This is a genomic window from Halorubrum marinum (genome assembly GCF_048381195.1).
In the GTDB taxonomy this organism is placed as follows: domain Archaea; phylum Halobacteriota; class Halobacteria; order Halobacteriales; family Haloferacaceae; genus Halorubrum.
Map to the genome: position 1 here is coordinate 89,034 of NZ_JBLWMM010000004.1, position 18,095 is coordinate 107,128.

The window sequence follows — 18,095 nt, forward strand, 5'->3', positions numbered from 1 at the left end:
TGTGCGACGAGCGACTCAGTGAAACCAGACAACACCTAGACAACCACAGATAATGAAATTGATAGCGAAACAGAACCAACGGAAGACACTCTCGTTGGTTCTCACTCTCGTCGTCATCCTCTCGGTCCTCGGATCGGTCGGGACGGTGGCGGCTCAGGAAGTAACGACACTCGAACAATCGGAGACCGACGTCACAGCAGCGCCCGGAGAGACGGTCGAGCTGACCACGACGTTCAGTGTGGAGGGATTAAACGCGCATGGAATGCAAGTTGCTTTCCCATCCGGATGGGATGGAACAATCACGGACGCTGACGGCGGTGCTATTGGCCCAGACGGGATTGTCTGGCTTAATCAAGACCAGTCAGCGACCTACGAAGTCACCTACCAGATAGACGTCCCTGAGGACGCCGAGGAGGGTGACTACACCGTTGACGTCGAAGGGTCGGGCTTCGATCCCGGAACGGGCGACCGGATCGTCGAATCGACCCAGACCACTATCACCGTCGAAGAGCCCGATCAGAACACGCCGCCGACCGCCGACGCCGGTGACGACCAGACGGTCGACGAGGGCGATTCGGTGACGTTGGACGCCACTGGCTCCAGCGACCAGGACGGCGACGCGCTGACCTACCAGTGGACGCAGACGGCTGGTCCCGACGTGACGCTGAGCGACGCCGACACGGCGACGCCGAGCTTCACCGCGCCAGAGGTCGACGGTGACGAGACGCTCACCTTCCAGGTCGAAGTCTCGGACGGCCAAGCCAGCGACACCGACACGGTGGATATCACCGTTCAGGACGTCCCAGAGCCGAACCAGGAGCCGACCGCGGCATTCACCGTCGATCCGGCCTCGCCCGAGGTGGGTGAGGACGTAACCCTCGACGCCTCGAACTCCGAGGACTCAGACGGGGATATCGTCTCCTACGAATGGTCTATCGACGGCCAAACACTCGACGATACCGGTGAAACGGTGACGACTAGCTTTGACACCACCGGCGACTACGACGTCGCCCTTACCGTCGAAGACGACGACGGCGCCACCGACACGACGTCCCAGGTCGTGACAGTCGTCGAAGCGCCGCCGGAGAACCAAGATCCGATCGCCGACGCCGGTGACGATCAGACCGTCGACGAGGGCACAGAGGTCACACTAGACGCCTCGGGGTCCTCAGACCCGGACGGCGACAACCTCTCGTACCTGTGGTCGGAGACGACAAGTTCCGGTGTGACGCTCGACAGCGACACGTCGGTGATGCCGAGCTTTACCGCACCCAGCGTGGAGAGCGAGACGACACTCACCTTTGAGGTCGAGGTCTCCGACGGGAACGGCGGGACCGACACCGATGAAGTGAACGTCACCGTCCAGCCGGTTACCGAGGCACCTGCTCCGGCGGACTTCCAGGTTTCGAACCTGAACGCACCGGACAGCGCGACGCAGGGCGAGGCGATCGACGTCTCGGCTGATGTCACCAACGACGGCGACGAGGAAGCCACCCAGACGGTGGAGTTCCGACTCGACCTCGACGGTGACGGCACGCTCGACGAAGGCGAGATACTGGACTCACAGGAGGTGACGCTGGACGGTGACGAGACGCAGACGGTCACCTTCAGTGATATCGACACGGGCGGGCTCCTGGCTGGGGACTACGCCCACGGCGTGTTCACTGACGACGACTCCGCGACGGCGACGATCACTATCGACGAATCGGAAGCATCGGCTTCCGAAACGTCGGTGAGCCTTTCGCCTCAAAGCGCTGAAGTCGTGGCCGGGAACACCGAGACCTACGACGTGGTCGTGGATAGCGCCGACGGCGGCGTCGGTGCATACGAACTCACGGTCTCGCTCGATGACGCAAGCGTCGCGTCGATAACTGACGTCACGATCGCCGGTAATCCCGGCCTCACGAACGTGAACTACGCGGAGGACAACTCATCGGTGACGATTCGCGCGGCACTGATGGACACGGACGACACCGGCAGCGTCTCCATCGCGTCGATCACCGTTGAGGGAACGGCCGAAGGATCGAGTGACATATCCCTAGACGTGCAGGCGCTCGGAAATGAGGACGGCGAGAGCTACACCGTCACCGACGAGAACGGTGCGTCCATCTCGGTCGTCGAACTCCCGCCTATCGGTAACTTCCAGAATTCGCCGACCGACCCGGACGGTGACGGCCTCTACGAGGATATCAACGGCGATGGCGAGTTCAACATCGTCGATGTCCAGGCGCTGTTCGCCAACCTCGACGACGAGACGATCCAGAACAATCCGGACAAGTTCGACTTCAACCAGGACGGAGTCGTCGACGTGGTTGACGTCCAGAAACTGTTCACCGAGGTGCCCTGAATGAGCGCACGTAACATCACGCCGACACTCGAGCTGAATAGTCTCATGGCCATCGTGACGGTCGCGCTGGTCACGACGGCTGGCATCGGCGGCGCGGCACTAGGCGTCGGACCGATCGGCGGCCAGGAACCGGTGGCAGCACAGCAGGAGAACCCGCTCGAGACGGCAGTGAGTCTTGAGCCGAGCAGTGCGACCGTCACGAGCGGCGAGACGATGACGTACGACGTGGTAGTCGACACCGCCGACGGTGGCGTCGGTGCGTACGACTTCACCGTCAGTATCGCCGATCCGAACGTCGCCTCGATATCGGATGTCGCCGTCGGCGGGGACCCGAGCCCTCAGACGACCGATGTCTCGATCGCAGCGGACGGCTCCTCGGTCGACGTGCTTGCTGCGCTCGCTGACACGGACGATAGCGGCAGCGTGACCATCGCGACGATCACCGTTCAGGGTGACGAGGCAGGAACCAGTGACATCGGGCTGGCCGTTGAGGCGCTCGGTACCGAGGCCGGCGAATCGTACACCGTCACCGAAACGACGGGTGCTTCGATCACGGTCGAGGCCGACGACCCGGCGCCGGAACCCGACCCGCCGAACTTCCAGGTGTCGAACCTGGACGCACCGGACAATGCGACGCAAGGTGACGCGATCGACGTCTCTGCGGACATCACCAACGACGGCGACGAGGAAGACGCTCAAACGGTGGAGTTCCGACTCGACCTCGACGGTGACGGCACGCTCGACGAACAAGAGGCGTTGGACTCACAGGAGGTGACGCTGGACGGCGACGAGACGCAGACAGTCACCTTCAGCGACATCGACACGAGCGGTCTCGATGCCGGAGACTACACCCACGGCGTGTTCACCGACGACGACTCCGCGACGGCGATAATCACCATCGATGCCGTCGATGACGGTGACGACGCAGACGACGGCGACGACGCCGACGATGGTGACGACGCAAACGATGGTGACGACGGCGACGACGCAGACGACGGCGACGACGAAAACGATGGTGACGACGGCGACGACGCAGACGACGGCGACGACGCAAACGACGGCGACGACGCAAACGACGGCGACGACGCAGACGACGGCGACGACGCAGACGAGGGTGACGACGCAGACGACGGCGATGATACGGCACGAGAGACGGCAGTGAGTCTCCAGCCGCCAGATTCGACGGTTACCGCCGGTGAGACGATGACGTACGACGTGGTCGTTGACTCAGCTGACGGTGGCGTCGGTGCGTACGACTTCACCGTCAGTATCGCCGATCCGAACGTCGCCTCGATATCGGATGTCGCCGTCGGCGGGGACCCGAGCCCTCAGACGACCGATGTCTCGATCGCAGCGGACGGCTCCTCGGTCGACGTGCTTGCTGCGCTCGCTGACACGGACGATAGCGGCAGCGTGACCATCGCGACGATCACCGTTCAGGGTGACGAGGCAGGAACCAGTGACATCGGGCTGGCCGTTGAGGCGCTCGGTACCGAGGCCGGCGAATCGTACACCGTCACCGAAACGACGGGTGCTTCGATCACGGTCGAGGCCGACGACCCGGCGCCGGAACCCGACCCGCCGAACTTCCAGGTGTCGAACCTGGACGCACCGGACAATGCGACGCAGGGTGACCTCATTACCGTCTCCGCGGACATCACTAACGACGGCGACGAGGAAGCCACCCAGACGGTGGAGTTCCGACTCGACCTCGACGGTGACGGCACGCTCGGCGAAGGCGAGGCGCTGGCCGATAAGGAGGTGACGCTGGAGGGCGACGAGACGCAGACGGTCACCTTCAGCGACATCGACACGAGCGGTCTTGACGCCGGAGACTACGCCCACGGCGTGTTCACCGACGACGACTCCGCGACGGCGACGATCACCATCGAGGCCGTCGATGACGGTGACGAGGGCGATGATGCCGACGATGGCGACGACGCAGACGGGGGCGATGGCGACGACGCAGACGGGGGCGATGGCGACGACACAAGCGATGGTGACGACGCCGACGAGGGTGATGACGCAAACGATGACGACGCAGACGACGGCGACGACGCCGACGATGGTGACGACACAAGCGATGGCGATGGTGACGACGCCGGTGATGGGGATGGCGACGACGCAGACGATGGCGATGATGCCGACAATGGCGACGACGCAGACGAGGGCGATGACGCGGACGATGGTGACGACGCAGACGATGGCGACGACGTAGACGAGGGCGATGATGCAGACGAGGGCGACGACACAAGCGATGGTGACGACGCCGACGACCGCGATGACAGTGCGGACAGGGAGTTCACTCTCGACGAGATTGCACAGGCGAAGTACGATCGGAACTTCGCGGATCTCAGCACCAAGACCGCCGGAGAAGTACAGGCGATCTATAACCGCCAGCCGTTCCCCGAAGGAACGGAACCGGTCGATATCCGCACGCGGGATGAGATCACTAACGACCGCCACAATCGCGACTTCAGCGATGTGAGCCGCGAGACGACGATCGAGATACAGAACGACTACGACGCACAGTTCGGTCCGCACCCGTCCGATCCGGCGTTCACTCTCGACGAGATTGCACAGGCGAAGTACGATCGGAACTTCGCGGATCTCAGCACCAAGACCGCCGGAGAAGTACAGGCGATCTACAACCGCCAGCCGTTCCCCGAAGGAACGGATCTCGATGAGATTCAAACGCGGGATGAGATCACTAACGACCGCCACAATCGCGACTTCAGCGATGTGAGCCGCGAGACGACGATCGAGATACAGAACGACTACGACGCACAGTTCGAGGGGGACAACTAGCTCAGGGCACTACCGTTTCGGCGCTCGCTTCTTTTTAATTGTAACACGATTCATTGTGAGATTTTCTCGGTGAATACGTACTTGAAACCCTATGGCTGGCCCCGTCGATGAAATTCTACACCGGCTACTATCCCCCACAGATAGAGGACGGGCAGTAGAAGCGTCGCCACGTCGAACAGAACGTGCCCGTCACCGCCGCCGCCGAACGCGAAAAGCAGCGCAACGGTCCACAGAAGGACAGTTTTTCCCCCGAGAACGACGCCCGCCCAGTCGACGGCGCGATGCGTGAGCGATGTCGAGCGAAGTGCCCACCCGAGGAGCGTGACTCCCGTTCCGACGAGCAAGCCGTACACGAGGAGGTGTCCGGCACCGAAGGGAACAATCAGCGTCTCCAGTACGAAGTCGTGCGCCGCCTTGCGGGACCCTCGCACGTCCACGTACGCCCACGAGACCCACTGGAGACCCCGGAGTACGCCCAGTCCGAGCGCCCCGACCGCTAGTTCCCCGACCAGCCCGTCTCGGAGCTCCGCGATAGACCGCACGCTAACACACGCGGAGACCGTCAATAACGCTACTGCGAGCGCCCAGAGCCCGTGACGCCATCCCAAGTCTCGGCGACAGCGACGGAGGGACCTCGGTTCGCACGAGTATTATCCCACCGAGACAGAACGACACGCCGGCCAGCACGAATCCGGCGCTCGCGAGCCGCGGTGGACTCGTTCGGCGGCCGTCACGGGATCCGTCGTGTGTGTGGGTCATCGTGACCACCGCCTCAAGAGTGTGGTCGTACCAAGTATCGTGAGCAGTACCGAGACCACGCCGAACCCGACCTGACCGTCGATTCGCGATCGTTGAGTGACGACCCGTCGTCGGGTTCGCGGTCGTCCGTGGCGGTTGCGCCGCGGTCAGCGTTCCCCTCGTTCACTCTCGTCGAGTCTTCGCCGGCAGTTTCATCGGTGTCGCCGTCGTCCAACAGGTGGTTGTCCTCGCTCGGATCAGTCGACCGTGGCCGATTCAAGCGTGCCAAAGGGAGTGTCCGGCCGTCTCTCCATTGGTAATGGACCGACCATCCTGATATAGACCAAGTAAACACAGCCAGCCCGATATTCAAATTATCGTATCTTTATCAGAGCACACCATCAAGACGTGATCCTATCGATTTCAGAGACAGGTCTGAAAGCCCTGATCGCTTGCTATCCCGGGAGTATGTGACGGTACCACAACCTCGGAGGATGCAGTTGATGAGCGGTTTTTTCAGAATACGATCAGTAGGTTATATCATTCAATCCGGATCTGAACACCTTCCAAAGTGCTGCCAATAATGTGAAGTAATCGGACGTTTACATTGTTGACATCTCGGACCGAGAGTTGACCTCCCATGAGTAACGAGCCGAGCGGAAGCAACATCGAAGGCGATCGGCCGGTCGCAGAGAGTGTCGTCGAAACTGCGGAGGCGACGATCACCGACGACGCCGAACTCGAACGGACTCTCGGACTGACCGGTGGCCTCGCGATCGGCATCGGAACGATGATCGGTGCCGGAATCTTCGTGTTTCCCGGTCTGGCCGGGGCCAGAGTCGGAACGGCCGCAACCGCCTCCTTCGCGGTCGGCGGCGTCATCGCACTACTCGTTGCCCTGCCGACCTCGGAGTTGGCCACCGCGATGCCGAAGAGCGGTGGGGGCTACTACTTCATCTCTCGCGGCCTCGGCACCCTTGCAGGGACCATCGTCGGGCTCTCGCTGTGGCTCGGCCTCGTGTTCGCGACCGCCTTCTATCTCGTCGGTCTCGGCCTCTATGCGCTCGATGCCCTCGCCGAGATCGGGATCGCTATCGGTGCCAGCCCCGGACTCCTCGTCTCCGTACTCGCAGTCCTGTTCGGTATCGGATTCACGGTTCTGAACGTCACTGGCACCAAAAACGCCGCGAAACTCCAGAACGGCATCGTCGCCCTGCTGTTGTCGATGCTCGTCGCGTTTCTCGCGTTCGGAATGTTGGAAGCGCTCGGGTTCATCGACGCCGATACACCCCCAGGCGAAGCCGCCAACGTCTGGGAGGTCGTCCCGATCATGTCCGTCGCCGCGCTGGTGTTTACCTCCTATCTCGGATTCGCACAGGTCGCGACCGTCGCGGGCGAGATGAAGAATCCGGGCCGAAACCTCCCGCTTACCATGATCGGTTCGGTGCTTATCGTCACCGCGATGTACGTGTTGACGATCTTCGTCGCAACGAGCGTCTTCACCCAAGACGCGCTCGCGGCGGCCGGTGAGACGGCGATGGTCGAAGTCGGCCGGCAGCTGCTCGGGCCTGCGGGCGCGTTGGTGATCATCGTCGGTGGATTGCTCGCGACGATGTCGTCGGCGAACGCCTCGATTCTCAGCACTTCCCGGGCGATCTACGGCGTCTCGAAGGATGCACTCCTCCCACGGCGGGCGAGTCGGATCAACCTGAGATACGGCACACCACACGTCGCATTGGGGATGGCCGGCGGCCCGGTAATCGTGCTAGCGGCGACCCGACAGGTTCAGCTACTCGCCGAGGTCGCGTCGTTCCTCCATCTCATTATGTACGGGCTGATCTGCGTGGCGCTCATCGCCATCCGCCGGGATCAACCGGAGTGGTACGATCCCGACTTTCGAGTTCCCGGAGGACCGGTAATCCCGGTGATCGGCGCCCTCGCGAGCTTCGGCCTGATCGCCTTCATGAACCCGGTATCGATCGGCGTCGGCGTCGCCGTCATCGTCCTGACCGCCGGGTGGTACTTCTATTACGCTCGGAACGTGAAGCTCAAGGGGGCCTTATAATGACACGCGTGCTCGTTCCCGTCGAAGTCCTCGAGGGAAATACCGTCTCGCCCGGGTTGATGACACTGCTCGGCACGGTGGACGTCACCGTCCTCGGATACCACGTTCTGCCCGAACAGACGCCGCCGGATCAGGCCCGCATGCAGTACGGAGAACGGGCGAACAGCGCGCTGGAAGATCTGAGCCAAGAGTTTCGGACGGCCGGTGGCGCTGCCGATTATCGACTCGTGTTCACCCACGATCGCGAGCAGACGATCGGTCGGATCGCCGAGGAGGTCGACGCGCGGGCGTTTGCCATCTCCGGGATGACCGGTAATGTGGACCGACTCCTCGTCTCGCTGTCGGGTGACGTCGCTGTCGACCGAATCCTGACGTTCGTCGAAGAACTCGTCGGCGGCCGAGATATCAGTGTGACCCTGTTTCTGGCCACCAGTACGGAACCCACGGGAGCGGATCGGCTCGACACGGCAGCGGAACGGCTCGGCGAGGCCGGAATCGACGTCCGGACGGAACGAGCCGTTGGTGGGTCCCCGTTCGATGCACTGATCGAGACGGCTCCGAATCACGATGCGATCGTTATGGGCGAGAACGCCCCCTCGTTCCGGTCGCTCGTCTTCGGCGAAGAAACCGATCGCGTCGCCGCCGCCTCAGTCGGCCCCGTCCTCGTCGTTCGATACGACGAAGCCCTCGACGGCTAACGGGGCGCATCTTCCGCTCACTCAGTGCTCGGTGTCTCGACGGAGCCGGAAGAGCGGCCGCCCATGAGAACGACGTTGGTAACGGCTCCGATCAAGATCACCAGCGCTCCAAAGTAGAGAAAGGTAATGAGGAGTATCACACCACCGAGAACACCGTACAGGTCTTGAGTCGACGAGTACGCGACGTAGAGACCGAATCCGGCGTTGAGTAGTGTCCATCCGACGGCCGCAACCGCTGTCCCTGGAAGAACCATCTTGAAAGACAGATCCACGTCGGGGAACACGTAGTAGATGGGAATAAATACGATCGAGAGGCCGAAAATCAACAACACCTCTCTCGCCAGCCGCGGGAACGGAAGGTCCGGGACGAGACGGAGGCTCAGTCCCGCGACTATCACTACTAACAACGCGACCCCCAGAGACACTAGCACCACGATCCCGTCTTTGAACTGATGGACGAGGTCGTTCTTCCACTGGGTGTCGTAAATCGCTGAAAAGGCGGTGTCGAGCGCACGAAAGACCCTCAGTACTCCCCAAAGAAGCACGACGAGCCCGAGAATCGAAAGGCCCGTTTGGCTGCTCGCCGAGGTGATACTGTCGGCCAATAGGGACTGTCCACTCGGTGTGAGGTAGCTCTCTGTAACGGTTTGAACGCGGTTTGCCAGCGATTCGCCGCCGACTACAGACGCCGCGATCACCAACAACAAAATAAGCGGAAGCAGTGAGACGAACGCCGAATACGCGATGCTCCCTGCCATGAACGGGACGTTCTTGTTTTTAGATTCCTCGACGATGTCCCGCAGTATTCGGACCGCATTTTTCGCTGTGTGAGTGTACTGTGAACGCATGCGCTATCTCTCTCTCATTCGCGCCGCACCGACGTGTCCGCTACTCGATGGCTCCGTACAGGGACTTAGAGATCGGAGTCGCAGCAAGGACACCGGCAGGCTCATCGGCGGCGTAGAGCGACGCTCACAGGCGACCTTCCGCTCCGACCGTCGATTCCGTGAGCGTCTGTTCGACGAGATGGGAGTGAGCCCGTCGGAGACGTTCGGATACGGCTTGATGAGACACGTCGAAGCCCGTGGCCAGTTCCTGCAGCGTCGTACCCCGTGGGACGTTGTAGTAATCCGTCTCGAACGCTTGGGTGATCGTGCTGTGTTGTGTCGCCGACAACCCTCCCTTACTGCCTTCCCGACGGGATAGATTGCCGATACGAGAGAGCGACGGGCTCATACCGTTGTCACACCACGTTTGGAAGGCCGCTGATGCCGTCGCGCGGTCAGGAAACAGTATCTGTAGCTTCCACTGATCGGACGCCCCCCGGACGTCGAGCACCAAGCCGTCAGTCTCGGCAAACCCGTCGATGAGAGACGCCGCGGGTGCTGTCCAATCAATCGAGTATAGCGCACGACCCCCATCTGTGGACAGGCGGCGAACGCGCTCTAGAGACGAATCACCTCGTAAGGCAGCGTCCAGTTCGTCTGGTTGACTCGTCGACGCCCAGAGGAAGGGCATCGTGCACGCCGAACTGTGGATGGCAGATTGGAGGAACTCGCATTCGATGTCCGGGACCCGCTCGATAGTCTCCTCAAGAACGAACTCGCCAGTTGGGATGGTGGCAACGAGGACGGTCTCCATATGCGCCACTGTCCGTGTGAGGGTTTTAATATAAACAGCGTATGCGTCCGTTAGTTATATTTCGCAGACGGGTGGAATATTGGCTCCTGTAATCGGGTGAACACGGCCGAATACTGTGGGCATATTTTGTTCAGTACTCCATTAAGCCTTGAAAATCGTCCGGAGTGAGACTGTGCTGGCCACGAAACGAGAATTGGACTGAGAGACCGGTCAAAACGCGACCCGAGGTCGAGCCTGACCGCTGAGAGTGGCTGCCCTTCCGTGCCGGGAGTCGAGCTAACGCGGGCGGGAGACCGACCCATCCTGCCGGCCAGTACCGGCAGATCGCTGTCAGCGTCGCGACCACCCCTCGCTCAGGCCGGAAACATCGAATACTGCGATTCTTCGGGGGTCAGATTCTGGACGTCTGCCTGCAGCCGACCGGCCTGTTGCAGCCGTCGCGTTCGCGCTTCCGAGTCGCTGAGTTGGTACGGTCCGTGAAGCCTCGTCGAGAACGGATCGTACGCCGAGGTATCGAACCCCAAATCCTGCAGATACGCGTCGACGTCCGGGGATTCGAGCCCGGTTTCGATCGCCTTCCAGCTCAGGTCTTGAAGCGCCTCGAACTCCGGGATCCGAACGGAATCCTCCCCGACCGCTGGGTCGCCGACTTCGACGGACGCCGTTCGCGTGTGCGACATGAGCGTCTCGACGTCGGTCGCGAGTTGGAGAATTTGGCTGGGGAGCGTGGTGTCTGGCGCCCGCCACTCGACCGTCGGCTGACACTCTCGAAGGCGAACGGGGTTCAGCACGGTATCTTCGGGCGCGAACAGCTCCTCGACGGTCTCGCGGGAGACTCCCTTGTCGGCAGCCAGCCGCTTGAACCGATCGTACTTCTCGTCGACACGGCCTCGCCATCTCGCGGGGCTGTCCGCGTATTCACACAAGTCCGTGTAACAGCGGAAGTCGTCTCCGCAATCCGCTCGATACGCGAGGGAGCGCGATGAGTTTGCGCCGTGTGTCCCGCGGTAATAGGCCGAGGAACTCACCAACGCGAGTGCCGGATCGAGTGCAGTCAGAAGGTTGAGTTGGTCGACGATATCCTCCTGCTCAAAGTGGATGTGCGCTCCGGCGGAGTTCTTCGCGCTCTCGACACCGCTGCCGTAGATGGTTTCGAGGGCCCGTCCACGCTCGCAGTTCGCAGGGGCGTCTGACGCGGTCAAGGGGGTCCCCAGCGGAACGAGGCGTTTGCTCGCGCCCTCCGCCGCGAGGATCGCCGTCTGAAGGACCGACTGAAGATCACGCCGCAGAGCGCGTTCGCTGTCGTGCGGCTTCGTCTTCACCTCGATGAGCGGATCGATGAACTCGGGTTCTATCCGATCGTGTGCGTAGGTTATGTCCGTTCCGTCACACAGTCGTCCCGTCTCGTCGACGACCCACAGTTCCAGTTCGACGCCAGTGTTGAGTGTATACATGGGTTAGGTCACCGTCGGCTGGGTTGCCTCGATAGGACGGGTCTCAGTGCCGTACTCGACGAGTCCAACTCCCGTTATTTTCGGTGGGTGCGCTGCGTGGACCGGGGATTCTCTCGTTATATCGGACATACGATATCTCTGATAGGAGATACCGATGAGAGACGTGTGAAGGATCCGCCTAAGACTATAGATTGACGTCCGCTCTGCGCTTCGAGCTGGAGTGTCACCTCGCAACTTCCAAAAGGCCGCTACCGCGTGGTCACGTCGGCTCGATGTCTCGGAAGCGTTGTCGACAGCACCTGACCGGCTGGCCGTCACGGGAGGCGTTCCGCGATCTGAATCGGAATCTGCACTCTAGCGGTCCTTTCCGACGATTTCGTACCGCAGTTCACACGCAGGTAGGGTGCACGTTCAGTCCTCTTCGACGGCGGAAATCGCTTCCACTGGAGCGCTACAGTTCGGGCACGACTCTGGCAGTCCCCCGTCCAGTTCGTCCATCTCCCCGCACTCACCACACCGCCACATCAGGTATCCCTCACCGAACTCCTTCCCCGGCACTTCCTCGACTTCGCTCTCGTCGAGGGCCGTCTCCTCGGCTTCGAACCCGTCGTTGGTGAGGCCGCTCACTCGCCCTACGACCCGGCTGTTGCTGTCGTACACTAGTTCTCCCGGTTCGATAGACACGCTCTGGACTCGATTCTGGGCATCCATACCGTACTCGTGGTTCGTTCGCGGCATCAACGTGTGGCCAACATACGTGGAACCCCGCCGTTCCGAGACATACTACCGGATCACTGCACAGTACTCGCTAAACACGATGTGATGAAGAGAGTAACAGTCGGGTTATATCCAATTACGCGCGTTCATGGTAACTGGGTCAGGGAAAGCCTCTGACATTCCGGAACTTCGTTACGTTCCGGATTGGACTCCCCGATCCTTCGTTGCGATTCCGTCTCGTGTTGATGTTTGGATCCTACACACCGTCCAGGCATTCGAGTGGCGACGAGAGCGAGGAGGACTTCCGGCTTGACGACTCCGACAGTGACGCCATCTCCGACAACGAGATTCGCCTGAACAGATCCCACTGCCCGCTGGGCCTTCGCCGGTCCGTCTCCTGCCGGATCATTCTTCTCGGACGGCTGTTAGCATGTGATCTCACACCACGAGTACCCGCGATACCCGAGCGGCGCTCCGCGAGCCGCCGCAGTCAGGGTGGCAGCGGCTAGATACTGGGAGACCATTCGCTGTCGCGAATTAACGTACGTTGGCGCAATCCTATTGATAATTGTCGGCGATACGTGAGTGTGACAATAGGATTTGTCGGTTCGATAGTCGCATTCATCGTTGCGCTCCTGATCGGAGGGCTCGCAATATACATCAGTGCCCGCGTGATCGCGGACACTGACGATTACAGCCACGCCGTCGTCACCGCGTTCATCGGTGCCGTCGCGTGGGCCCTGACCGTATGGATCCCGCTTTTCGGGCCGGTTATCGCCCTGATCGTGTGGATAGCCGTCATCAACTGGCGGTATCCGGGTGGCTGGCTCCAGGCAGCGCTGATCGGCGTGGTCGCTTGGGCTTCCGCGCTCGTCATCCTCTTCGTCTTGAACAGTGTCCTCGGGCTCGGAATCGGTGCGTTCGGAGTCCCTGGGGCGTAATCTGATGGTCTCAGTACAACCCCTCGGGACCGCGTGGACGATCTGGAAGGTGGCGAGGAAGCGAGTCGGTCCAGTCGGTGCCTCGATCGCCACTGTCGCCATACTCGGCGGGATGGTGTATCTCGCGCCGTGGTTGGCCGTAAAATACCCCGCAATAGCGGCGGTCGTTACGAAAGTGACACAGGGAAAGCGCTCTGTCCCCGAATAGCGGGCCCACACGCTACCTGACATCCGACCTGTCGCAGCGTCTGTTACGGCACGGTCGCGGAGGATTACCGTCTACCAGGAGTACGGGTATGCACTGAACGGGCGCAGAGCCCCAAGCTTCAGAACGGGACTGTTCACTCCTGATTTGACGGCTCCCAAGGTGACGGCGGTATCGCTCCGTCGCCCGCGATCGTCTCGAACACCGCTTCGAACAGCGTGCGTTCAGCGGCTCGGAAGTGTTCGCTGAACGTCGCTTGTGTGACCCCGAGAAGTTCGGCCACCTCTTCACCGGTACTCTTTCGCGGCCAATCGAAGTAGCCGGCGTGGAACGCTGTCTTGAGCACGGCGCGTTGTTTTTTCGGAAGTTGATTCTCGAACGCCAGATGAAAGTCGGCGATAGCCGGGTTGTCACGGGGCACCGTCCATTGGGCACGCAGCGTCGCGTCCGGATAGTGGTCCTGAACGAGTGCGACCAAGTGATGCTTGTCCCGCCTTGGCGGGACGTCGACGACGAACTGAAGCTCACCGTCGGCGATACTGATCCCGGTTACGAAGGCACCGTGTTTTGCGAGGGCGGGCACCAGTTCTTCCCCCCAATTCATGACGAGTTCAATTTCGTACGTATCAGATTCAGGCGAGAGGATCCGAAGGTCCGTGACCAGTGTCGAGCGATCGACGACCTCGCGAAACTCGTCTTGACTGATTCCCTCGACGCCGCCGAACGCGAGAATCCCGGGATCAGTCCGAATGAGATGCTCGAACTCAAGCGTCCACCCCTGTGCTGAGGCAGCGACAAGCGCATCGGTCTCGCCGTCTTGACTGAACGTCAACTGGAGCACTGTCTCACTCGTGAGAGCGTCCTTGCGTTCGACGGCGGTAATGGCGTGGCCGATGTTCTGACCTAACCGTGAGAGGTTCTCGTGATCGATATTGCTGAAGGCGTTCGGCGACTCGTCGTAAATGGCTAAAATTCCGTAACAGACGTCTCCGTAGGCGACGGGTATCGCGACCATAGTGCGGTACCCGCACGCTCGCATCTGCTCTCGACGGTGTTCGAACTCGGGAGCGGTTTCGATATCTTGCACGACCCGTACCTCTTGGGTACGAACCGCGCTGGCTTCAGGTCTCTCAGCGTCTGTTTCACCGTCGAACGGAATCGTGGCGATGTCGAACCCGCAGTCAGCAGGGGCAGAGTCGCGCCGAGTGAATCGACCGGTCGAGTGATTCACCTCACCTATCCAAGCGAAGTCGTACGCGTCGGCTTCCACGAGCCTCTCGCAGACTGCTCGCTCGAGATCCTCGCGCGTCGATTCCGTTATCAGTGCGTGGATGACGTCTTGACTGATTCCGTACAGTCGATTGAACGCCTCCAGTTGCTTGCGATACCGGATCCGTTCACGCTCCTGACGGGACTGCTCGATCGCGTACTGAATCGAGTGGATGAGCAGGTCCTCCGTCACCTCGTTTTTCACGAGGTAGTCATGGGCCCCGTTCTGAATCGTCTGTACGCCGAGACCACGATTGTCCTGTCCCGTGAGCACGACGACGGGCGTGAATTCGGCCGCTTCGACGACGCTGATGAGCGTGTCGAAGCCGGTACTGTCGGGAAGCCCGAGGTCGAGCAGTATCACGTCAACGGCTCGCTCAGACAACAGCGCCACTCCCGCTGCGAGGGTCGGTTCGTGGTGGACTGACGGCCGATCGGGAGTCGACCCACCGAGATCGATTCGTCTGAGCTGTGTTCCCGCGTTGTCGAGCATCTCCGCAACGAGTCGTGCGTCACCGGGATTGTCCTCGATGAGAAGGACATCGAGCGTGTCGTCAGTCATATCCGTCCCCGGCTGGCGGCAGTTCAACGATCTCGAGCCAGAAATTTTCAAACGATTTGATGGTGGCGATGAATTCGGACGGATCCACCGGCTTCGTCATGTAGGCGTTAGCCTGCAACTCGTATGACTTGACGATGTCCTCTTCGGCCTGTGAACTCGTCAGCACGATCACCGGAATGTGCGCGAGATGAGGTGGCTCTTCCTCCAACTCTTCGAGGAACTCAGCCCCGCTTTTCCGGGGGAGATTGAGGTCGAGAAGGACGAGGTCGGGCCGCGGGACGGCTTCGTACGTATCGCGCTTGTTCAGGAAATCGAGCGCTTCGATCCCGTCGTTCACGACGTGGAGCGAGGTGGCGATGTGGCTCTGGCTGAACGCCTCCTGAGTGAGTCGGATGTCGCCCGGGTTATCTTCTATCAGTAAAACGTCGACCGGGGTGCTCAGATGGAGCTGGTCACTCACGGTCATCACCGACGGCCGGGAGTGTAACCGAGAAGGTCGCTCCCTCGCCCAGACTGGAGTCAACCCGGATATCGCCTCCGTGACGCTCGACGATCCGCTTACAGAGTGCCAATCCGATTCCCGATCCGTTTTCGCCCGGAGCGTCAAGGCTCTGAAACACCTCGAAGATGCGGTCGGCGTCGGTGGGATCAATTCCAATGCCCTCGTCGCGCACGGCGATCAGCCACCGATCACCGTCCCGTTCGGCGGAGATGTGTATCTGCGGTGGGGCGTCGCCGCTGTTTGCTATCGCGTTCTCCAACAAGTTTTGGAACAGTTGGCGCAACTGCCCGCGGTCCCCCGTAACACGGGGCAGGGAGTCCACTGTAATATCGGCTTGGTGCTCGTCACACAGCATTTGGAGAGCGTCTCGGACATCTGCGACGACAGCATCGAGCTCGACGGGCTCGAACGAATCGCCGGCTGACTCGACCCGTGCGTACGCTAACAGGCCGTCAATCATCTCACGCATTCTGTCGGCGCCGTCAACGGCGAAATCGAGGAACTCCTGTCCGTCATCGTCGAGCACGTCTCCGTAGCGCTCTTCGATAAGTTGGAGATAACTGGAGACCATCCGAAGGGGCTCTTGTAGGTCGTGAGACGCGGCGTAAGCGAACTGTTCGAGCCGTTCGTTGGACTCTTTGAGCTGCTGTTGGCGTCGTTTGCGCTCGCTAATGTCCCGCCCGATGCCCGCGATCATGGACTCGTCACTGGGCGTGTCGATCGCCGACGCAACGAACTCCATCGGAACTTGCTCTCCCCGTTTTGTCCTGATAGGCGCCTCAACTCGCCTGTCCCCCGTCTCAAGCGTCTTGGCCATGTTGTCGGCGACTCGCTCTCGATCTTCCTCAACGATGAAATCCAACGGATCCATCGTCTCGATCTCGTCGTCTGAGTAGCCGGTGATGGAGCGAATGCCTTTGTTCCACTGCCGGAAGCGTCCCTCTCCGTCGACCACATAGAACAGATCGTCGATCGTGTTCAGGACCTCGTTAATGTAGCCGTTATTCGCCTCGAGTGCTTGTTCGCGCTCGCGGACTGCGTGCTGACGTTCCCGCCGTTCGGTAACGTCGCGAAAGTATACCGATACGCCGGTTACGGAAGGGTAGACTGACACCTCGAACCGTGAATTCAGCGGTGAGAAGAACTCCTCAAACGAGACGCACTCTCGTTCGCTCATCGCTCGCAGGCAGTTCTGATGGAAGGACGAATCGACCGCCTCCGGAAACGCGTCCCAGAGTCCCTGCCCGTTTGCTTCTTCGGGAGAAATTTCGAGGACTTCAGCCGCGCGGTCATTAATATAAGTGAACCGCCACTCGTCGTCGAGTGCCAAGAAGCCGTCCGAGATGCGGTCGAAGACGTGGCGAAGTTCCCTCTCCACTCCCTCGTGACCGTCGTGCTGCTCGGTCACGTCGACGAGGCCCAGCGGGAGGTCTCGGGATTCGGAGCGGGACTCGTGAGGGGGTGGGTGCGCCATAGCGTCTGACCGAACGATGCCGAGCGATTCCTGACCCCCGGTATTCGTAGACAGCACGCTCACTTGTACGAGACACTCGATGGGTTCCCCCTGAAGAGAGTGTATCGACAGTCCGATCGGGGTGGGAGTACGCGAATCCCGCTGCCGTGCGATTTCGTCTTTCAGGCACTCGACGTCATCGTCGGTGAAGAGGACCGAAACGTGCTCTCCGAGCAGTTCGTTCCGGGGGTACCCCGTCATCGCGGTGAACGCTTCGTCGAGTGCGACGACGTGCAACTCGGAGTTCACTTGAAAGACACCGTCGCTCCGCGTATTGGCGAGGTCCCAGTGCTGTCGCCGAGCTGCGGTGTCATCCGTTTCGGTGACGCAATTCCGGTTGCTACCACTCGGAGACGGGATCATGATACTAGCCTACTAGACCAGAGCTATTTAACTACGAATACCGAAAATTGGATTAAGCAACCGTGACACGTTGAAGTATCGTCGTTACAGGTCCCTTTTTCGTAGGCCTGACCACACGCCGCCTGATCCAGCCGCACGGAACTTCACTTCTGACTGAACGCCAAAATCAGTCTCTGCAGTGGGAGCACCCCCGGGTCGCTCCCAAGCGAAAATCCGGATTTACCAGTATATTGGTCGGAGAGTCGTGTCGCCTCCACCCGTAGATGCTACGC

Annotated in this window: 14 protein-coding genes; 6 read left to right on the forward strand and 8 right to left on the reverse strand. The window is 60.8% G+C overall.

The window, feature by feature from the left end; translation table 11 throughout:
* Positions 1-52 precede the first annotated feature (52 nt).
* Positions 53-2,347, forward strand: a complete 2,295-nt coding sequence (locus ACNSN4_RS06910) for a PKD domain-containing protein (protein WP_418285062.1) — start codon at positions 53-55, stop codon at positions 2,345-2,347.
* Complete coding sequence (locus ACNSN4_RS06915) at positions 2,348-5,155, forward strand: CARDB domain-containing protein (protein ID WP_418285063.1); 2,808 nt, start codon at positions 2,348-2,350, stop codon at positions 5,153-5,155.
* An 89-nt stretch (positions 5,156-5,244) separates the two neighbouring features.
* On the opposite strand, the gene ACNSN4_RS06920 is transcribed toward ACNSN4_RS06915, so the two are convergent.
* Positions 5,245-5,697 carry a hypothetical protein gene (locus tag ACNSN4_RS06920; protein ID WP_418285064.1) on the reverse strand — a complete coding sequence of 151 codons (453 nt, stop codon included), beginning with the start codon at positions 5,695-5,697 and terminating at the stop codon, positions 5,245-5,247.
* 836 nt (positions 5,698-6,533) lie between these two features.
* Between ACNSN4_RS06920 and ACNSN4_RS06925 the strand changes: the two genes are divergently transcribed.
* Together ACNSN4_RS06925 and ACNSN4_RS06930 are read left to right on the forward strand one after the other, a co-directional pair.
* Positions 6,534-7,958 (forward strand): APC family permease, encoded by a 1,425-nt coding sequence (locus ACNSN4_RS06925; RefSeq protein WP_418285065.1) that lies wholly within the window; start codon positions 6,534-6,536, stop codon positions 7,956-7,958.
* Positions 7,958-8,656 (forward strand): universal stress protein, encoded by a 699-nt coding sequence (locus ACNSN4_RS06930; protein ID WP_418285066.1) that lies wholly within the window; start codon positions 7,958-7,960, stop codon positions 8,654-8,656. The genes ACNSN4_RS06925 and ACNSN4_RS06930 overlap by 1 nt, the downstream gene beginning before the upstream one ends.
* A gap of 17 nt (positions 8,657-8,673) precedes the next feature.
* Here ACNSN4_RS06930 and ACNSN4_RS06935 read toward each other — a convergent pair whose 3' ends face one another.
* From ACNSN4_RS06935 to ACNSN4_RS06950, 4 genes are all read right to left on the reverse strand, one after another.
* Positions 8,674-9,504 (reverse strand): YihY/virulence factor BrkB family protein, encoded by an 831-nt coding sequence (locus ACNSN4_RS06935; protein ID WP_418285067.1) that lies wholly within the window; start codon positions 9,502-9,504, stop codon positions 8,674-8,676.
* 124 nt (positions 9,505-9,628) lie between these two features.
* Positions 9,629-10,297, reverse strand: a complete 669-nt coding sequence (locus ACNSN4_RS06940) for a helix-turn-helix domain-containing protein (RefSeq protein WP_418285068.1) — start codon at positions 10,295-10,297, stop codon at positions 9,629-9,631.
* A 353-nt stretch (positions 10,298-10,650) separates the two neighbouring features.
* Entirely contained in the window at positions 10,651-11,751 is a 1,101-nt protein-coding gene (locus ACNSN4_RS06945; protein WP_418285069.1) for a glutamate--cysteine ligase family protein, read from the reverse strand.
* Positions 11,752-12,162: 411 nt separating this feature from the next.
* Entirely contained in the window at positions 12,163-12,462 is a 300-nt protein-coding gene (locus ACNSN4_RS06950) for a DUF7130 family rubredoxin-like protein (protein WP_418285071.1), read from the reverse strand.
* Between the two features lie 599 nt (positions 12,463-13,061).
* Between ACNSN4_RS06950 and ACNSN4_RS06955 the strand changes: the two genes are divergently transcribed.
* Both ACNSN4_RS06955 and ACNSN4_RS06960 read left to right on the forward strand, forming a co-directional pair.
* Positions 13,062-13,409 (forward strand): hypothetical protein, encoded by a 348-nt coding sequence (locus tag ACNSN4_RS06955; RefSeq protein ID WP_418285387.1) that lies wholly within the window; start codon positions 13,062-13,064, stop codon positions 13,407-13,409.
* A gap of 4 nt (positions 13,410-13,413) precedes the next feature.
* Positions 13,414-13,617, forward strand: a complete 204-nt coding sequence (locus ACNSN4_RS06960; RefSeq protein WP_418285072.1) for a hypothetical protein — start codon at positions 13,414-13,416, stop codon at positions 13,615-13,617.
* 133 nt (positions 13,618-13,750) lie between these two features.
* Here the strand turns inward: ACNSN4_RS06960 and ACNSN4_RS06965 are convergent, their stop codons facing one another.
* The 3 genes from ACNSN4_RS06965 to ACNSN4_RS06975 are packed head-to-tail and all read right to left on the reverse strand — an operon-like array spanning position 13,751 to position 17,823.
* On the reverse strand, positions 13,751-15,445 hold the full coding sequence (locus tag ACNSN4_RS06965) for a bacterio-opsin activator domain-containing protein (protein WP_418285073.1): 1,695 nt from the start codon (positions 15,443-15,445) through the stop codon (positions 13,751-13,753).
* Positions 15,438-15,911 carry a response regulator gene (locus ACNSN4_RS06970; RefSeq protein ID WP_418285074.1) on the reverse strand — a complete coding sequence of 158 codons (474 nt, stop codon included), beginning with the start codon at positions 15,909-15,911 and terminating at the stop codon, positions 15,438-15,440. Before ACNSN4_RS06970 ends, ACNSN4_RS06965 begins: the two co-directional genes overlap by 8 nt.
* The gene (locus ACNSN4_RS06975; protein ID WP_418285075.1) at positions 15,898-17,823 is read right to left on the reverse strand and encodes a PAS domain-containing sensor histidine kinase; all 1,926 of its coding nucleotides are present in this window, start codon (positions 17,821-17,823) and stop codon (positions 15,898-15,900) included. The genes ACNSN4_RS06970 and ACNSN4_RS06975 overlap by 14 nt, the downstream gene beginning before the upstream one ends.
* Positions 17,824-18,095: the final 272 nt, after the last annotated feature.

Bases quoted from the DNA above. Each gene is read 5' to 3' on its own strand.
- ACNSN4_RS06910 (WP_418285062.1), top strand. From the start codon at position 53: ATGAAATTGATAGCGAAACAGAACCAACGGAAGACACTCTCGTTGGTT.
- ACNSN4_RS06915 (WP_418285063.1), top strand. From the start codon at position 2,348: ATGAGCGCACGTAACATCACGCCGACACTCGAGCTGAATAGTCTCATG.
- ACNSN4_RS06925 (WP_418285065.1), top strand. From the start codon at position 6,534: ATGAGTAACGAGCCGAGCGGAAGCAACATCGAAGGCGATCGGCCGGTC.
- ACNSN4_RS06930 (WP_418285066.1), top strand. From the start codon at position 7,958: ATGACACGCGTGCTCGTTCCCGTCGAAGTCCTCGAGGGAAATACCGTC.
- ACNSN4_RS06935 (WP_418285067.1), bottom strand. From the start codon at position 9,504: ATGCGTTCACAGTACACTCACACAGCGAAAAATGCGGTCCGAATACTG.
- ACNSN4_RS06940 (WP_418285068.1), bottom strand. From the start codon at position 10,297: ATGGAGACCGTCCTCGTTGCCACCATCCCAACTGGCGAGTTCGTTCTT.
- ACNSN4_RS06945 (WP_418285069.1), bottom strand. From the start codon at position 11,751: ATGTATACACTCAACACTGGCGTCGAACTGGAACTGTGGGTCGTCGAC.
- ACNSN4_RS06950 (WP_418285071.1), bottom strand. From the start codon at position 12,462: ATGGATGCCCAGAATCGAGTCCAGAGCGTGTCTATCGAACCGGGAGAA.
- ACNSN4_RS06960 (WP_418285072.1), top strand. From the start codon at position 13,414: ATGGTCTCAGTACAACCCCTCGGGACCGCGTGGACGATCTGGAAGGTG.
- ACNSN4_RS06965 (WP_418285073.1), bottom strand. From the start codon at position 15,445: ATGACTGACGACACGCTCGATGTCCTTCTCATCGAGGACAATCCCGGT.
- ACNSN4_RS06970 (WP_418285074.1), bottom strand. From the start codon at position 15,911: ATGACCGTGAGTGACCAGCTCCATCTGAGCACCCCGGTCGACGTTTTA.
- ACNSN4_RS06975 (WP_418285075.1), bottom strand. From the start codon at position 17,823: ATGATCCCGTCTCCGAGTGGTAGCAACCGGAATTGCGTCACCGAAACG.